The following is a 13,374-nucleotide window of genomic DNA, read 5'->3' as shown; positions in this document are numbered from 1 at the left end:
CCTATTCGACCCAACCGCTCCGCTCCATGTCGTCAAAACGCGAGGCCGGCTTTTCGGCCGGCTTGCCGCCCCTGTTTTTCAGCAGAAGCCACAGCACCGGGTCCTTGCGCATCTGCGTCTGCAGCAGTGCGATCTGGCCCCTGATCGTCGTTCCCGGCGAAACCTTGGCGGGCTGGATGCCAAGCGCATCGAGCTGCATGACCGCCGACCCGCCAATGGCGCGGCAATAGACAACGGCGCAATCCTCGACGGCGGCGATACGGGACTTCAGCTTGTCCTCGTTGCCATCATGTTCGGCGGTATCGAACACGATGATTTCGCTGAACACCGCGTCTTCCGGCGTCACCTTGTAGATGACAATGCTCTCGGCCGAGCCGAAATGCTGATCGATGGTGCTGTGATCAGAGGTGGCAAAGGCAAGTTTGGCGACGTCATCCATGAAACGCTCCTGTTTCATTGTCTCGACAAGGGTCAATCTGCGGGCGACTGAGGCAACCATGATCAGGCACTCCCTCGGGTTTCGCTGCTGGCGTAAATCGAGCGATACGGCTTGACTGCCTGCGGCTCGGCCTCGAGCAGGAGATTGGCCATATCGAAAAGAAGGCGGCGGGAGCCGCGATAGCCGATGGAAACAGACGCCGGAGCACCGAACCGGTCATGCTGCGGAAACCCCGCGCCAAGAAGCGGCTTTTCCAGGCGTTCGGCCGCAGCTCGGCAATGGGCGTTGCCGATGACGATGTCGGTCCCATGCTCGAACACCGCGGCTTCCAGGTCTTCGAGATCGCCGATCTTGACGCTTTCGCAGGCCAAGCGGCTTAACACCGGTGCATTGACGGGTGCCACGGCCGCGCAAACCCGCGCTCCCATGCCGGCCAGCAGATCGCCGAAACCCTTCAGAAGATCCGGCTCTGCCGCTATCGCCGCCGACATGGCCGCGAGATGAAAGTGGGTATCAAGCATCGCATCCTGCAGCTGCCGGCGCTGGCGCCGGATCCGATCCGGAACCGGCCTTCCCGAAAGCCTTCGCAGGCAGTCGACAAAACCATCCACCGCATCAAGACCCATCAGGTGGTCGAAGCGATGGTCGGGAACGCCGGTACGGGCAGCAAGCAGATCGGCGGCCGCCGCAAGACTGCTGCCGATGATGATGCTCGCCCGTGCCTTCCCCATGCGCCGGATATCGCCGACGCCAGTGCCGCCAGTGGTCAGCGCCTTGTGATCGAAGTCATCGAGGTGACCGTCGAGACTGTCGGAAAGGTCGGGCAGGATGACCGGCTCAAGGCCGAAGGTTTCGACAAGCACCTTCAGTTCCTCGACGTCACCCGGCGAAGACGTGCTATTGACGAGAACATTGATCCTTGGCGATGCCGGATCTGCCCCCGCGCCTTCCGGCACCAGCCGATCGATCATTGCGGTCATCGCTTTCGCAAACCCGGTTTCCATCGAACCCGCATAATCCGGCGTTTCCACCGGTATGACGGCTGTGCCGGCAAATTCGGGATATTGCTGCCTGAACAGCGACACCGCCCCGTTCACATCGGACCCCTGCGTTTCCGAAAGACCGGTCGTCGGCACACCGATCAGCGCCGGACGGTTCTTCTTACAGATGGCGGCAAGCCCTTCGATGACATTGTCATCCGCGCCCATGACGGTGGTCACCTGATCCATCGCCGTCGTCTGCAGCGCCACCGGCTCGCGAAAATGGCCGATGAGGAAAACCTTGCCATAGGCCGTGCACCCCTGGGCGCCATGCAGCATGGCCATCGCATCGCGAATACCGAGAAAGGCCAGCGCGGCGCCCATGGTGGCGCTCGCCTTCAGCGGGCTGACGGAAAGGGCCTTGTTGCGTTTGAAGATCGTCGTCATGGCCTACTCCGCGGCGATCGCCGGCTGCTCGATATCCCACGGGGCAGGCGCGCGCACTGCGCGCCAGATGGGACAGTCGATGGTCTGCGCGATCTGTTCTGCAAAGGTGATCATGCCCTGATAGCCGGCATAGGCATGCTCGCGCTCCTGGTTGATATGGACGAAGGGAATGCGCGCCTTCAGCGCGGTATACATGTTGCGCCCGCCGGCAATCAGCACATCCGTGCCGGTCTCGTTGACCATGTCGATCAGCGCCCGAGCCCCTTGGCTCTCCTCGAGCATGCGGGTGTTTTCTCCCATCAGCGCCCGGATCTTGGCCTTGTCGTCCTCGGTCGACTTGCGGGTCGAGGTGGCGACCACATCCATGCCGAGATCCTGCAGCGCCGAGACGATCGACCATGCCTTGACGCCGCCGGTATAAAGCAGCGCGCGCTTGCCCTTCAGCCTTCGGCGATAAGGCACAAGTCCCGCATGAACGCGGGTCTCCTCGCGGGCAATCAGCGCTTCGGTGCGCGCCGTAAGGCCGGGGTCACCGATATGGCTGGCGATGTCGCGCAGCGCCTGCCCCATGTCGCGAATGCCGTAGAAGGACCCTTCGAACCACAGCGTGCCATAACTCGCCTTCAGCTTGCGCGCGACGTTTAAAAGCGCCTTGGCGCAGACCATCATGTTGACTTCAGACCGGTGCATGGTCTGCACATCGGCAAAGCGCGCGTCACCGGAAAGCGAGCCGAGAACCCTGAGGCCGAGTTCGTCGAGCAGCGGCATGACATGCCATAACTCGCCGGCAATATTGTACTCGCCGATCAGCGCGATGTCGTGCACGGTGATACCGGCGCGCTGCAGATGGTCGGGCACGGGCTCCGGCTCGCGTGTGCCGATGACATATTTGACCATCGCCTCCCCGGCCAGGCGATTGCCGAGGTTCTTGCTGCCATAAAAGCCCGCCGCATCGACAGGGACCACCGGCACGCCCCAGCGCGTTGCCGCCGCCTTGCAGAGGGCTTCGAGATCGTCGCCGATGAGTGCCGGAACGCAGGTATTGTAGACAAAGACGGCCGCCGGCGCATGTTCATCGACGGCTTGCTTGATGGCAAGAAACAGCCGCTTCTCGCTGCGGCCCATGATCACGTCCTGCTCGGTCAGGTCGGTTGTGAAGCCGCGCTTGTACAGCGTCGATCCGGACGAGCGACTGCCGCGATTATCCCAGGAGCTTCCCGCACAGGCGATCGAGCCGTGAACGAGATGCACGACATCGGCAATCGGCAAAAGCGTGATCTGCGCCCCGTCAAAACAGCATCCCCCCGAGGCCGCTCCCGGTTTGGGACGCGAACAGCCGGATTTGGACTTCGCGTTGTGCTCGCAGGCGGGCTCATTGAGCAGCTCCGCAATCTCACTTCGTTTCAAGACGACAATCCCCGTGCTGTGTTCGATCAACAGAGGAACTTGCAAACGGCGTGCCAGTTTTTATCTTTCTGATTTTATGATATTTTCCGTGGCGGACGAGTTGTCGCAAAGCCAACAAAGCGAGGGTTTCAGACAAAGAGCCACATTCGCCTGTCGGCCTACCGGCATGTCCACTCGCGTCACCCTCGGGCTTGACCCGAGGGGCCAATCATCTGCGTTGTGAGCAATGTATGTGGTTTCATGTCATAGGCCGCCGAAAAAAGACACCAGCCATGCCGGCCTGTGGAAGCTTGCCTGGATCCTCGGGTCAAGCCCGAGGATGACAACTGAGGGTAATTGGTCCTCAAAAACTGTAGGGATTGCGGATCCAGTTTTCGAGCACGGCGAGATCGCGGTCGGCGAGGTAGCGGTAGCTGCGCTGATAGTCGACGTAGACCGTCTGGGCGAGCGTCACCATCCGCTTCTTCTGCAACAGCATCTGGAAATACCATGCGAGCGGGAAACCTGCGTCGCGATTATACTGCTGGAGGTAGTTGGCAAGCGGGGCGCCGCTCAGTGACAGCACCTCTACGGAAGGCTCGGGCACAAGCTTCACCGGCAGCGGCGTCGCCTCGATCTTGTGCTCCCCGAAACGATCGAGAAACGGCAAGAGCCGCAGCACGAAGTGGTCGCAGAACCGCGCCTGCGTACCTGCGGAACTGACGTCCCACTCCTCCAGCAGGCGGATATAGCGTCGGTCGCTTCCCCCTGTCCGGCCCTGATCATCGACCAGCCGGGCGACATCGTTGAGGCCGTGGAAGACATAAGCCGGCGGCGTCAGCACCTGCGGCTCCACCCGCGCCTGGTAGGCGCCAGGCGGATCGAGGAGCTCTTCGACATCATCGGGCACATGATCATCGACGAACAGCGGCCGATCGACCACCTCGACCAGCTCCTCGACCTCGAGCTGAACGAAATCGCGCGAGCGCTCGCCGCAGGGCGCCACGAAATAATGCATCCGCCCGTCGAGCCGCGTGGTCAGAAGGTCTTCATCGGCATGGGCGGCGTAAAGCGCAATCATGTCGCCATCACTCTCGGCTTCGGCCCATTTCCTCAAACTGGGGGCCACGCGCTCGCCCGTCCTGCTGACGACGCCACCGACGCGATACCAGCCGCCACGCGTCACCACATGATAGAAAGGCGTGTCGCCGGCCTCGGCATTGATGGCAGCCAGAAATGTGCCGTGGTCTGCCTCCGGCGTGACGCGGCTGCAGAGTTCGACAAGCCCGGCCTCGGGGAAGGTGTCGTGAAACATCCATCACCCCGTCAAGATTGCTGTGCAAGCAACGGCGACCAGTCATCGTCCAGAACCGCGATGACGAGACCGGTGGCCATTTCCGGCTCACCGGTAAAGCCGATGCATCCGCCGTTGCCGCTCACCAGATAGAGATTGAAATCCCGGCTTTCATGCACCGGCTTAGCAGCAGTGACATCGTCATCAAGGCACCAGGTAAAATGATACTCGGGGAAGGCCGAACGCAGCCTCTCAACCGTCTTTTCGCTGGCTCCGGCCTGCTCTGTATAGCGGGTAATTTCCGTGATATCGTCCTTCACGATCATGTTGCGACCTCCTCCAGAAAACCTTTCAGCGTTTCGGCCTCGCGCCCCATGGCGCGCGCCAGCCACGGCGGCGGCGTTCCGGCAATCACCTTCTGCATGCCGGCCATGACATCGCGGGCGGCGATGGGTGCGGCATGCTTCAGCGGCAGTATGTTCGCCCGCACCACCTTGGCGGCGGCCGGACCGCCGATCGCCAGAACATGCAACACCTGACAGTCCGAAATCAGGCCCGCGCGCCAGACATTTTTGTCCTCCGCGTCACGCTCGCCATCGGTACGGCGAACGTCGATCAACCGGCACTCAGTCGCGGAGACCTGGTAAATCAGAAACCGGCTGCAGGAGCCGAAATGGCCGTCGAGCCGCTCTGCGCCATTCGAGCCGCAGGCGATCCTCAGCGAAGCCCGCATATCGCCATCGTGATAGGTTTCGATGATGGGATCGTCAGCACCGGAAGCAACGGGTTCCTTCAAACAGGCGAAAGCCGCCTTCTGCCGGTCACCGGGGATCGCCAGAAATTCCTGGCCGCCGGCGGATCGGAAAGCCTTCATGGTCAGGCCCTGCAGCTTTTCCTCCGTCAGCGGCAACGACACGGCCTTGTCCAGCACGGATAGAAGCGTGGCGATGCCGATGTCCGGCAACTGACGCGCGGCAAGGCCAACCTTCAGCGCAAGATTGCGATCGAGCGTGGTATTCATGAGTTGTCTCCTCAAATCCTGTCACCGACAGCGCAAGCCAGCGGCAGAACCGGCACTCCAACGCGCCGATCCTGCCAATGGTCTTGATCAGGCCGGCTCGATGCAGTCGTCCATGCAGGCCTGCATGCATTTCGGCGTGTCGGACACGCCTTCGCATTCGGTGCAGACGTCGGGATCGATGGCGTAGACACCCTTTTTCGGGCTGATCGCGTCGGTCGGACAGTTGGGCTCGCAATCGCCGCAGGCGGTGCACATGTCGGCGAGAATTTTCATGGCCATGGTTTCATTCCCCTTGTTTCTCAAGTGAGTTCAGGCGCGGTTGAACCGCAGGGTTGTCGGGAATGCTGGCGGCGGACTGATGGGCTCGATGAAATATTTGGATCCATCGGAAAGCTCGACGGTTCCGCCCCAGGCGTTCTCGGTATCGGTCTCGACGGAAACCACGGTTTCCTCGAGATCCTTCTTGGCGACGTAGAAGAGAAGTTCTCCCCGGTCGCTGAAGCGCAGCATGACGTTCGGCATCGGCTTACCCCTTAAGTGCTCCCGTCTCCGCCGGGCTGAAAGACCGTAGCGGAGAGGGCTCAAACGTCACCGGACGAGATCGTAGTTGAAGTCGGTCACGCCCATTTCCATCGTGTCGGCATCAAGCTTTTCGAGGACCGCGTTCACCAGCGTGGTCAGGATCGTCATCGCGCCCTCATAGCCGAGCGTCGTTGCGCGATGCAGGTGATGGCGGTCGAAGATCGGGAAGCCGATGCGGATCAGCGGCACCTGGAAATCCTCGCCCTTGCGGCGGGTGTCGCGTTCGATGAACTTGCCGTAGGAATTGCCGATCATGAAGTCCGGTCGGTCGGTGAAGATCAGCGAGCGCAGGTGCCACAAGTCGCAGCCAACATGAACCTCGCAACCGGCGCCATAGGGGCTTTCCGCCAGCATGGCCTCGACGGCCTTCTTCCAGCGCTTGTTGGCGTGGCTGCAGACAATGTGGCGTGGCTCCGCGCCGAGCTCCAGCAGGAATGCCACCATGCCCATGACGAAGTCGGCATCGCCCCAGATGGCGTATTTCTTGCCATGCAGCCAGGCATGGCTGTCGGTCATCATGTCGACAAGGCGGCCACGTTCCTTTTCCAGCGAGGCCGGGATTTCCTTTCCGGTCAGCTCGGCAACCTTCATCAGGAAATCGTCGGTGCTCTTGAGCCCCATCGGAATGTTGATCGCCGGGGTTTCGTGGTTCCAGGTCGCGGTCGTGTATTTGCGCGTCTTGACCAACTGCCAGGGCTGCAGAAGCAAGGTGTCGATAGCATTCGGCGCGTCCTTCACCTCATCCTGCGTGGTGCCGCCGGAATACATCCGGTAGGTGCCGTCAGCGGGCGTATCCAGCACCTCCGAGGGATCGCAGAGAAGCGTGTAGTCCACGCCCATTTCCTGCATGTAGCGGTGCAGAAGGCGGTAATTGCCGAGATAGGTCTCGAAACCCGGCACGATATTGATCTTGCCGTTGGAACCGACCGTCTTGTCCTCCATCGCGTTCAGCGTGAAGTAACGGATCACGCCTTCGAACATGTTGTCCCAGCCGGTGGTGTGGGAGCCGACGAAGCTTGGCGTGTGGGCAAACGGGATCGGGAAATCCTCCTCGATATGCCCTTCCTTCTTCGCGTTGCCGATGAAGGCGTTGAGGTCGTCGCCGATCACTTCGGCCATACAGGTGGTCGAAACCATGATCATGTCAGGCTTGTAGAGCGCCTTGGCGTTCGCCAACCCGTCGAACATGTTCTTCTGGCCGCCGAAAACGGCCGCGTCTTCCGTCATGCTGTCGGAAACGCACGCAATCGGCTCCTTGAAGTGGCGGTTGAAATAGGTGCGGAAATAGGCAACGCAGCCCTGGCTGCCGTGCACATAGGGCAGCGTCTTTTCAAAGCCCAGCGAGCACAGCACCGAGCCGAGCGGCTGACAGGCCTTGGCCGGATTGATCGTCAGCGCCTCGCGGGAGAAGTTGAGGTCCTTGTATTCGGCGCTGGTCGTCCACTCGAAGATCTCGTCGATTTTCTGCTGGTCGACCGTGTTCTCGAAAAGAGCGCGCTTATCGCCAAGCGATTTCTTGTAGTCGTCGCTTCTGAAGAGCGGATAGCTCTGTTTGATATCGTCTATAGTCTGGCTCATCATATCCTCCTTCGCGCCACCCATCCGTGGACAAACGAAGCTTTGGTTGAACCGAAAGTCGGGTTTATTCAGCCGCCATCGCGACCGGCTCAGAGCCCCGCTTCCACGGCGGCGTCATGTTGTCCCAACACGGATTGTTCAGGGTCATGTCCATATCGCGGGCGAAGATGGCGAAGCCGTCATAGCCGTGGTACGGGCCGGAATAGTCCCAGGAATGCATCTGCCGGAACGGGATGCCCATCTTCTGGAAGATGTACTTTTCCTTGACGCCGGAGCCGATCAGATCGGGCTTCACCCGCTTCACGAATTCCTCGAATTCGTAGCCGGTGATGTCGTCATAGATCAGCGTTGCATTGTTCATTTCGGGAATGGTGCGATCGTAATCGTCATTGTGGCCGAACTCGTAGCCCGTGCCCACGACTTCCATGCCGAGATCTTCATAGGCGCCGATGATGTGGCGTGGACGAAGGCCGCCGACATAGAGCATGACGCGCTTGCCCTGGAGGCGCGGACGGTACTTTTCGACCACGGCCGTCCACTCGGCCTCATACTTGGCAATGACCCGCTCGGCGCCGTCCTTGATCCGGTCGTCGAAGTGTTGGGCAATCGCCCGCAGGCTCTCGGCGATCTTGGTCGGGCCGAAGAAGTTGTATTCCATCCACGGCACGCCAAACTTCTCTTCCATGTGACGGGAGATGTAGTTCATCGAGCGGTAGCAATGCAGAAGGTTGAGCTTGGCCTTCGGCGTATTTTCCATCTCGGCCAGCGTGCCGTCGCCGGACCATTGTGCGATGACCCTGAGACCCATCTCCTCCAGCAGGATGCGCGAGGACCAGGCGTCGCCGCCGATATTGTAGTCGCCGAGAATGGCAACATCATACGGCGTGGATTCGAAGGGCTTATCGGCTGCCGGATCGATCACCCAGTCACGGATCGCATCATTGGCGATGTGGTGGCCGAGCGATTGCGACACGCCGCGAAAACCTTCGCAACGCACCGGCACAATCGGCTTGCTGAGCTCTTCCGACTTCTTCTTCGAAACCGCCTCGATATCGTCACCGATGAGCCCGATCGGACATTCGGACTGAACCGAAATGCCCTTCGCCAGCGGAAACAGCATATCGATCTCGTCCAGGATCTTCTCAAGCTTCTTGTCGCCGCCGAAAACGATGTCCTTTTCCTGGAAATCCGAGGTGAAGTTCATCGTGCCGAACGTATCGACACCGGTGGAGCCGACATAATAGTTGCGGCGCCCGGCGCGGGAATACTGACCGCAGCCGACCGGCCCGTGGGAGACATGCACCATATCCTTGACGGGGCCCCAGACCACGCCCTTGGACCCGGCATAGGAGCAGCCGCGAATGGTCATCATGCCCGGCTGCGACTTGCGGTTTGAGGTGATGCACTTGTTGGACTTTTCCAGCGACTGGTCATTGACCATCAGGTGCTTGGCGCGATCCTTCCTGGCCTTTTCGGGATAGATCTCGAGAACTTCCTGGATGAGGGCCTCGGTTTCCTCTTTGGTCATTGTCGACATATCTCGTGTCCTTTGTTGCGGCGGCGGCGTGGGAAATGCGGGTCAAGGCCGCACGTCCCCACCACGTGCCGGCGACGCCCTCAGGCGACAGCCTCTTCTGCCTTCTGACCGATGATGCTTTCGTCCTCGACTTCCATGATGCCGAATTCCATCAGCAGGTCTTCGAGCTCTTCCATCGAGACCGGCTGCGGAATGACGAACCTGGTGTTGTCGACGATCTTCTGCGCCAGTGCGCGGTATTCATCCGCCTGCCTGGCCTTCGGGTCGTATTCGATCACGGTCATGCGACGGATCTCGGCGTGCTGAACGACATTGTCGCGCGGCACGAAGTGGATCATGTGGGTGCCGAGCTTAGTGGCCAGCGCCTCGATCAGCTCGTCCTCACGGTCGGTATTGCGGGAGTTGCAGATCAGGCCGGCCAGACGCACGCCGCCGGAATTGGCGTATTTGACGATGCCCTTGGAAATGTTGTTGGCCGCATACATGGCCATCATTTCGCCGGAACAGACGATGTAGATTTCCTGGGCCTTGTTCTCGCGGATCGGCATGGCGAAGCCGCCGCAGACAACGTCGCCGAGAACGTCATAGAAAACGAAATCGAGGTCTTCGTCGTAGGCGCCTTCCTCTTCCAGGAAGTTGATGGCGGTGATGACGCCGCGGCCGGCACAGCCGACGCCCGGCTCCGGGCCACCGGATTCGACGCATTTGATGTCGCCGTAACCGACCTTCAGCACGTCTTCGAGTTCCAGGTCTTCCACCGACCCGGCTTCTGCGGCCAGATGCATGATGGTGTTCTGGGCCTTCGCGTGAAGGATGAGACGGGTGGAATCCGCCTTTGGGTCACAACCGACAATCATGACCTTCTTGCCGAGTTCAGCGAGACCGGCCACCAGATTCTGGGTCGTGGTGGATTTCCCGATGCCGCCCTTTCCGTATATCGCGCATTGACGCAGTGCCATGTTGCTTCTCCTTGGCAGTGGATGGATGTCCCGGTCCGCTCGACAAAGCGAAGAGAACCGTCATGCTATCCACATCTCTGCAAGCACCGTGCCAGTTGTTATTCTTATTACTATCCCATTGTTTTTTATATATTTTGTAAAAACCTTCGCCCTATACAGCAACGTTATAAGAACAACAATCGCAAGGGTATTTTGTCGGATAGCCAACAGAATTCGGTGGAAGGGAATGACCAAAGGGCTGGCCAGCATTTCGCCCTACCTGGGGGCATCCTGCCCCAGCGCTTCCTCTTCCCCGGCGTCATCCTCGGGCTTGACCCGAGGATCCAGGCAATCTTGACGCAACTGACGACAAAAGGGGCTTAAGGTAGCACGAGCTGTGTCTGGAGCCCGCTGACTCTGCTCGCGAACGCCCTGATTGGATCCTCGGGTCAAGCCCGAGGATGACGCGCTCCGATGGGATAGAGTATCATCGAAGGACAATGCTCAAAACTCGCTTTGTCGCAAACGCGACATCACAACATACCTCACCTTAATACATATATTTCAATTCCTTATAAGGAAACACCGTCACTGGCGCGGTTCTTGCTTAGACAAAGTTGAAAGCTCTGTTGCAACAACCAGCGAGGCCGTGATGCGCAACCAGATCCTTGACGACATCCTGAAGGGCGTCGCAGATGGCGAGATCGTTCCCTATCTCGGGCCAGGCGTTTTGGCAGATGTTCGTGGTCGTGAGACAGGTGAGCCGATGCCCGCCGACAGCGACAGCCTGATCCTGGCGATGAACAAGGGCCGGCCGATGGCGCCGAAACTTATGTTCGAATTCCCGCGCGCGGCGATGAACATAGAGCTGAAACGCGGCAGGCGGGCCGTCTATCAGTTCCTGACCAACACCTATGGACAGAAGAACTGGACTCGTGGCGCCGTGTTCGACTGGCTGGCACAGCTCAAGCCACCCTACATCATCGACATCAATCGCGACCTGCAGCTCCAGCAGATTTATGCCGATACGCCGCATATTCTGATCAAGGGGCTCGCACGTATCGGCGGCACCGACTTCCGCTATGTGCTCTTTCATTATGACGGCGGCAGCTATCGCCAGATCGACAACCACGACGCCGATCCATCGCTGCCGGTCCTGTTCAAGCCCATGGGCTTGCCGGAGCCGGACACCGGCTACATCGCGACAGATGCCGACTATGTCGACTACATCACGGAGTTGATGGGGGGCTTCGCCATACCAGCCTTTTTGAAGGCGTCCCGGCGCGGCAAGCGCTACCTGTTCTGCGGCATGCGTTTCATCCGCGATACCGAGCGCATGGTGATGAGTGACCTCATCTACGATGCCGGCACGCCGGCCGGCTATGCGCTGATCGCAAACCCCAGCGACAAGGAGCGCCGCTACTGCGCCAAGCAGAACATCGAGATCGTGGAAACCGACATATCCGAATTTCTTGAAACGGAGGCTTTGGTGCAATCATGACCGACCATATGACACGCGGCCACTGTTGCGAACCCGCGCAGGAAGACCGTATCGCTCTCAAAAGGCTGGTGGAGGCCCGCGCAACGGTGGTCGGCTTCAGGCGCGACCGGGTGATCGTCCAGACCGGACGGGAAAGCGCCTGCTCGGCCTGCGAAATCGCCACGAATTGTGGCTCATCATCCCTGCACAAGATGCTCGGAAAAGCCGATACCCGGCTTGAGCTCGCCCATGAGGGGGATCTCGCCATCGGCCAAGCCGTCACGCTTTCGGTCCCAGAAAGCGGATTGCTGACCGCCGCCATGCTGACCTACCTCCTGCCGCTCGCCGGTTTGATCCTCGCGACGGTTGTCGCGGCCTCGACGGGGGCGAGCGAGGATATGACCATTCTTGCCGCAGCTATCGGTCTCGTCATCGGTTTCCTCGCGGCGCGGCGCGTGGCCAGCATGCCAGGCCTCATCACCAGGCTTCTTCCTATCCGCATCGAGGCGCGCTGATGCGACGGCAACGCCTGCTTTCGGCAACCCTTGCCCTGTCGATTGCCGGCGCGGCGGCGTGTTGGGGCTTCCAGCGGGAGACGCCCGACCGGCATTATACGCTCTATGTCTTTGGCACGCTGGTGGAAATCGTCGTGCCGGAAAGCGAACGACGAGCGGCCGAACGCATCCTGCCGGCGATCTCGGCGGAATTTACCGTCATGCACCGCGACTGGCATGCCTGGCAGCCCGGTGAAATGACGCGGCTGAATGCCGCCTTCGCGGCGGGCGAAAGCATGACCGTCTCCCCGCTCCTCGCCGAAGCGATCCTTCAGGGGCAAAAGCTTGAGGCCGCAAGCGGCGGCCTGTTCAACCCGGCCATCGGGGCTCTCATCGGTCTCTGGGGCTTTCACAGCGATGATCTGCCCATCGGCCCTCCGCCAACGGATGAAGCGATCGAGACGCTCGTGGCAGCCCACCCCTCCATGGCGGATATCCACATTGACGGCCAGGAGGTCTATTCGAACAATCCAGCCGTCAGCCTCGATTTCGGCGGCTTTGCCAAGGGCACGGCGCTGGACTGGGCGGCCGGCACCTTGCAGGATGCGGGCGTGATTGATGCCGTGCTCAATGCCGGCGGCGATGTGAACGTCATCGGCCGCAACGGTGCGAAAGCCTGGCGGGTCGCGATCCGTGACCCGAGCGGCTGGGGCGCAATCGCCTCTGTCGAACTCAAACCCGGCGAGGTGCTCTACACCTCTGGCAATTACTTCCGCTACCGCGAAGATGCCGGCATCCGCTACTCCCACATTCTCGATCCGCGCACCGGCCGGCCGGTGGGCGGCGTCGTTTCCGCGAGCGTCATTGCCGAAAACGGCGCCCTTGCCGATGCAGCGGCCACAGCACTTTCCGTGGCCGGATCCGAGCACTGGCGTGAGACGGCCCGCTTGATGGGCCTCAGCCTCGTGCTTCTGGTTGACAGTGACGGGGCCATCCACATGACGCCGGAGATGCGCCAGCGCATCAGGCTGGAGGAGGATGCCGGAACCACCGCCATCTTCATCGAGGACCTGAATGCCCCGGAAGCCGGCAAGCCAGATGCACCAGGTTCGCCTACGGCAATCAACTGAAACCTAATGCGGAAAATGGCCGGCGCCGTAGCACGCGGAGGGGAAACCGTGCTGCGGCATCCGGCCGG

Annotated in this window: 14 protein-coding genes; 3 read left to right on the top strand and 11 right to left on the bottom strand. The window is 60.5% G+C overall.

Going from position 1 to position 13,374, the window contains the following annotated elements; genetic code table 11:
* Position 1 precedes the first annotated feature (1 nt).
* The 11 genes from TM49_RS15630 to nifH form a co-directional block, all read right to left on the bottom strand.
* A complete protein-coding gene (locus tag TM49_RS15630) occupies positions 2-439 on the bottom strand; it encodes a NifB/NifX family molybdenum-iron cluster-binding protein (protein ID WP_045685341.1) in 438 nt (145 codons plus the stop codon).
* Between the two features lie 62 nt (positions 440-501).
* On the bottom strand, positions 502-1,866 hold the full coding sequence (gene nifN, locus TM49_RS15625) for a nitrogenase iron-molybdenum cofactor biosynthesis protein NifN (RefSeq protein ID WP_045682621.1): 1,365 nt from the start codon (positions 1,864-1,866) through the stop codon (positions 502-504).
* A 3-nt stretch (positions 1,867-1,869) separates the two neighbouring features.
* Complete coding sequence (nifE, locus tag TM49_RS15620) at positions 1,870-3,273, bottom strand: nitrogenase iron-molybdenum cofactor biosynthesis protein NifE (RefSeq protein ID WP_045685340.1); 1,404 nt, start codon at positions 3,271-3,273, stop codon at positions 1,870-1,872.
* A 343-nt stretch (positions 3,274-3,616) separates the two neighbouring features.
* Complete coding sequence (locus TM49_RS15615) at positions 3,617-4,567, bottom strand: hypothetical protein (RefSeq protein WP_052699881.1); 951 nt, start codon at positions 4,565-4,567, stop codon at positions 3,617-3,619.
* 11 nt (positions 4,568-4,578) lie between these two features.
* Entirely contained in the window at positions 4,579-4,872 is a 294-nt protein-coding gene (locus tag TM49_RS15610; RefSeq protein ID WP_045682620.1) for a DUF6129 family protein, read from the bottom strand.
* Positions 4,869-5,567: a NifB/NifX family molybdenum-iron cluster-binding protein gene (locus tag TM49_RS15605; RefSeq protein ID WP_045682618.1), complete on the bottom strand. Its 699-nt coding sequence runs from the start codon at positions 5,565-5,567 to the stop codon at positions 4,869-4,871. Before TM49_RS15605 ends, TM49_RS15610 begins: the two co-directional genes overlap by 4 nt.
* Positions 5,568-5,654: 87 nt before the next feature.
* Positions 5,655-5,846 (bottom strand): 4Fe-4S binding protein, encoded by a 192-nt coding sequence (locus tag TM49_RS15600; RefSeq protein WP_045682616.1) that lies wholly within the window; start codon positions 5,844-5,846, stop codon positions 5,655-5,657.
* Between the two features lie 30 nt (positions 5,847-5,876).
* Entirely contained in the window at positions 5,877-6,089 is a 213-nt protein-coding gene (gene nifT / locus TM49_RS15595) for a putative nitrogen fixation protein NifT (RefSeq protein ID WP_045682614.1), read from the bottom strand.
* Positions 6,090-6,155: 66 nt separating this feature from the next.
* Complete coding sequence (gene nifK, locus TM49_RS15590) at positions 6,156-7,727, bottom strand: nitrogenase molybdenum-iron protein subunit beta (protein ID WP_045685338.1); 1,572 nt, start codon at positions 7,725-7,727, stop codon at positions 6,156-6,158.
* A 64-nt stretch (positions 7,728-7,791) separates the two neighbouring features.
* Complete coding sequence (nifD, locus tag TM49_RS15585; protein WP_045682611.1) at positions 7,792-9,264, bottom strand: nitrogenase molybdenum-iron protein alpha chain; 1,473 nt, start codon at positions 9,262-9,264, stop codon at positions 7,792-7,794.
* A gap of 80 nt (positions 9,265-9,344) precedes the next feature.
* Positions 9,345-10,223, bottom strand: coding sequence for a nitrogenase iron protein (gene nifH, locus TM49_RS15580; RefSeq protein ID WP_045682609.1), 879 nt, complete (start codon positions 10,221-10,223; stop codon positions 9,345-9,347).
* Positions 10,224-10,854: 631 nt separating this feature from the next.
* On the opposite strand from nifH, the gene TM49_RS15575 reads away from it, so the two are divergent.
* Genes TM49_RS15575 through TM49_RS15565 form a run of 3 tightly spaced genes read left to right on the top strand, consistent with a single transcriptional unit; the run spans position 10,855 to position 13,306 of the window.
* The gene (locus TM49_RS15575) at positions 10,855-11,703 is read left to right on the top strand and encodes an SIR2 family protein (RefSeq protein ID WP_045682607.1); all 849 of its coding nucleotides are present in this window, start codon (positions 10,855-10,857) and stop codon (positions 11,701-11,703) included.
* A complete protein-coding gene (locus TM49_RS15570) occupies positions 11,700-12,197 on the top strand; it encodes a SoxR reducing system RseC family protein (protein WP_052699880.1) in 498 nt (165 codons plus the stop codon). Before TM49_RS15575 ends, TM49_RS15570 begins: the two co-directional genes overlap by 4 nt.
* The gene (locus TM49_RS15565) at positions 12,197-13,306 is read left to right on the top strand and encodes an FAD:protein FMN transferase (protein WP_045682605.1); all 1,110 of its coding nucleotides are present in this window, start codon (positions 12,197-12,199) and stop codon (positions 13,304-13,306) included. The genes TM49_RS15570 and TM49_RS15565 overlap by 1 nt, the downstream gene beginning before the upstream one ends.
* The last annotated feature ends 68 nt before the right edge of the window (positions 13,307-13,374 follow it).

Source organism: Martelella endophytica (assembly GCF_000960975.1).
In the GTDB taxonomy this organism is placed as follows: Bacteria; Pseudomonadota; Alphaproteobacteria; order Rhizobiales; family Rhizobiaceae; genus Martelella; species Martelella endophytica.
Note: the sequence above shows the minus strand (reverse complement) of the source record. Positions and strands in the feature narration are given on the sequence as shown.

What these genes read in the sequence shown, in the direction of transcription:
- TM49_RS15630 (WP_045685341.1), bottom strand. Translation starts at nt 439, where the DNA reads ATGGATGACGTCGCCAAACTTGCCTTTGCCACCTCTGATCACAGCACC.
- nifN (WP_045682621.1), bottom strand. Translation starts at nt 1,866, where the DNA reads ATGACGACGATCTTCAAACGCAACAAGGCCCTTTCCGTCAGCCCGCTG.
- TM49_RS15615 (WP_052699881.1), bottom strand. Translation starts at nt 4,567, where the DNA reads ATGTTTCACGACACCTTCCCCGAGGCCGGGCTTGTCGAACTCTGCAGC.
- TM49_RS15610 (WP_045682620.1), bottom strand. Translation starts at nt 4,872, where the DNA reads ATGATCGTGAAGGACGATATCACGGAAATTACCCGCTATACAGAGCAG.
- TM49_RS15605 (WP_045682618.1), bottom strand. Translation starts at nt 5,567, where the DNA reads ATGAATACCACGCTCGATCGCAATCTTGCGCTGAAGGTTGGCCTTGCC.
- TM49_RS15600 (WP_045682616.1), bottom strand. Translation starts at nt 5,846, where the DNA reads ATGGCCATGAAAATTCTCGCCGACATGTGCACCGCCTGCGGCGATTGC.
- nifT (WP_045682614.1), bottom strand. Translation starts at nt 6,089, where the DNA reads ATGCCGAACGTCATGCTGCGCTTCAGCGACCGGGGAGAACTTCTCTTC.
- nifK (WP_045685338.1), bottom strand. Translation starts at nt 7,727, where the DNA reads ATGAGCCAGACTATAGACGATATCAAACAGAGCTATCCGCTCTTCAGA.
- nifD (WP_045682611.1), bottom strand. Translation starts at nt 9,264, where the DNA reads ATGTCGACAATGACCAAAGAGGAAACCGAGGCCCTCATCCAGGAAGTT.
- nifH (WP_045682609.1), bottom strand. Translation starts at nt 10,223, where the DNA reads ATGGCACTGCGTCAATGCGCGATATACGGAAAGGGCGGCATCGGGAAA.
- TM49_RS15575 (WP_045682607.1), top strand. Translation starts at nt 10,855, where the DNA reads ATGCGCAACCAGATCCTTGACGACATCCTGAAGGGCGTCGCAGATGGC.
- TM49_RS15570 (WP_052699880.1), top strand. Translation starts at nt 11,700, where the DNA reads ATGACCGACCATATGACACGCGGCCACTGTTGCGAACCCGCGCAGGAA.
- TM49_RS15565 (WP_045682605.1), top strand. Translation starts at nt 12,197, where the DNA reads ATGCGACGGCAACGCCTGCTTTCGGCAACCCTTGCCCTGTCGATTGCC.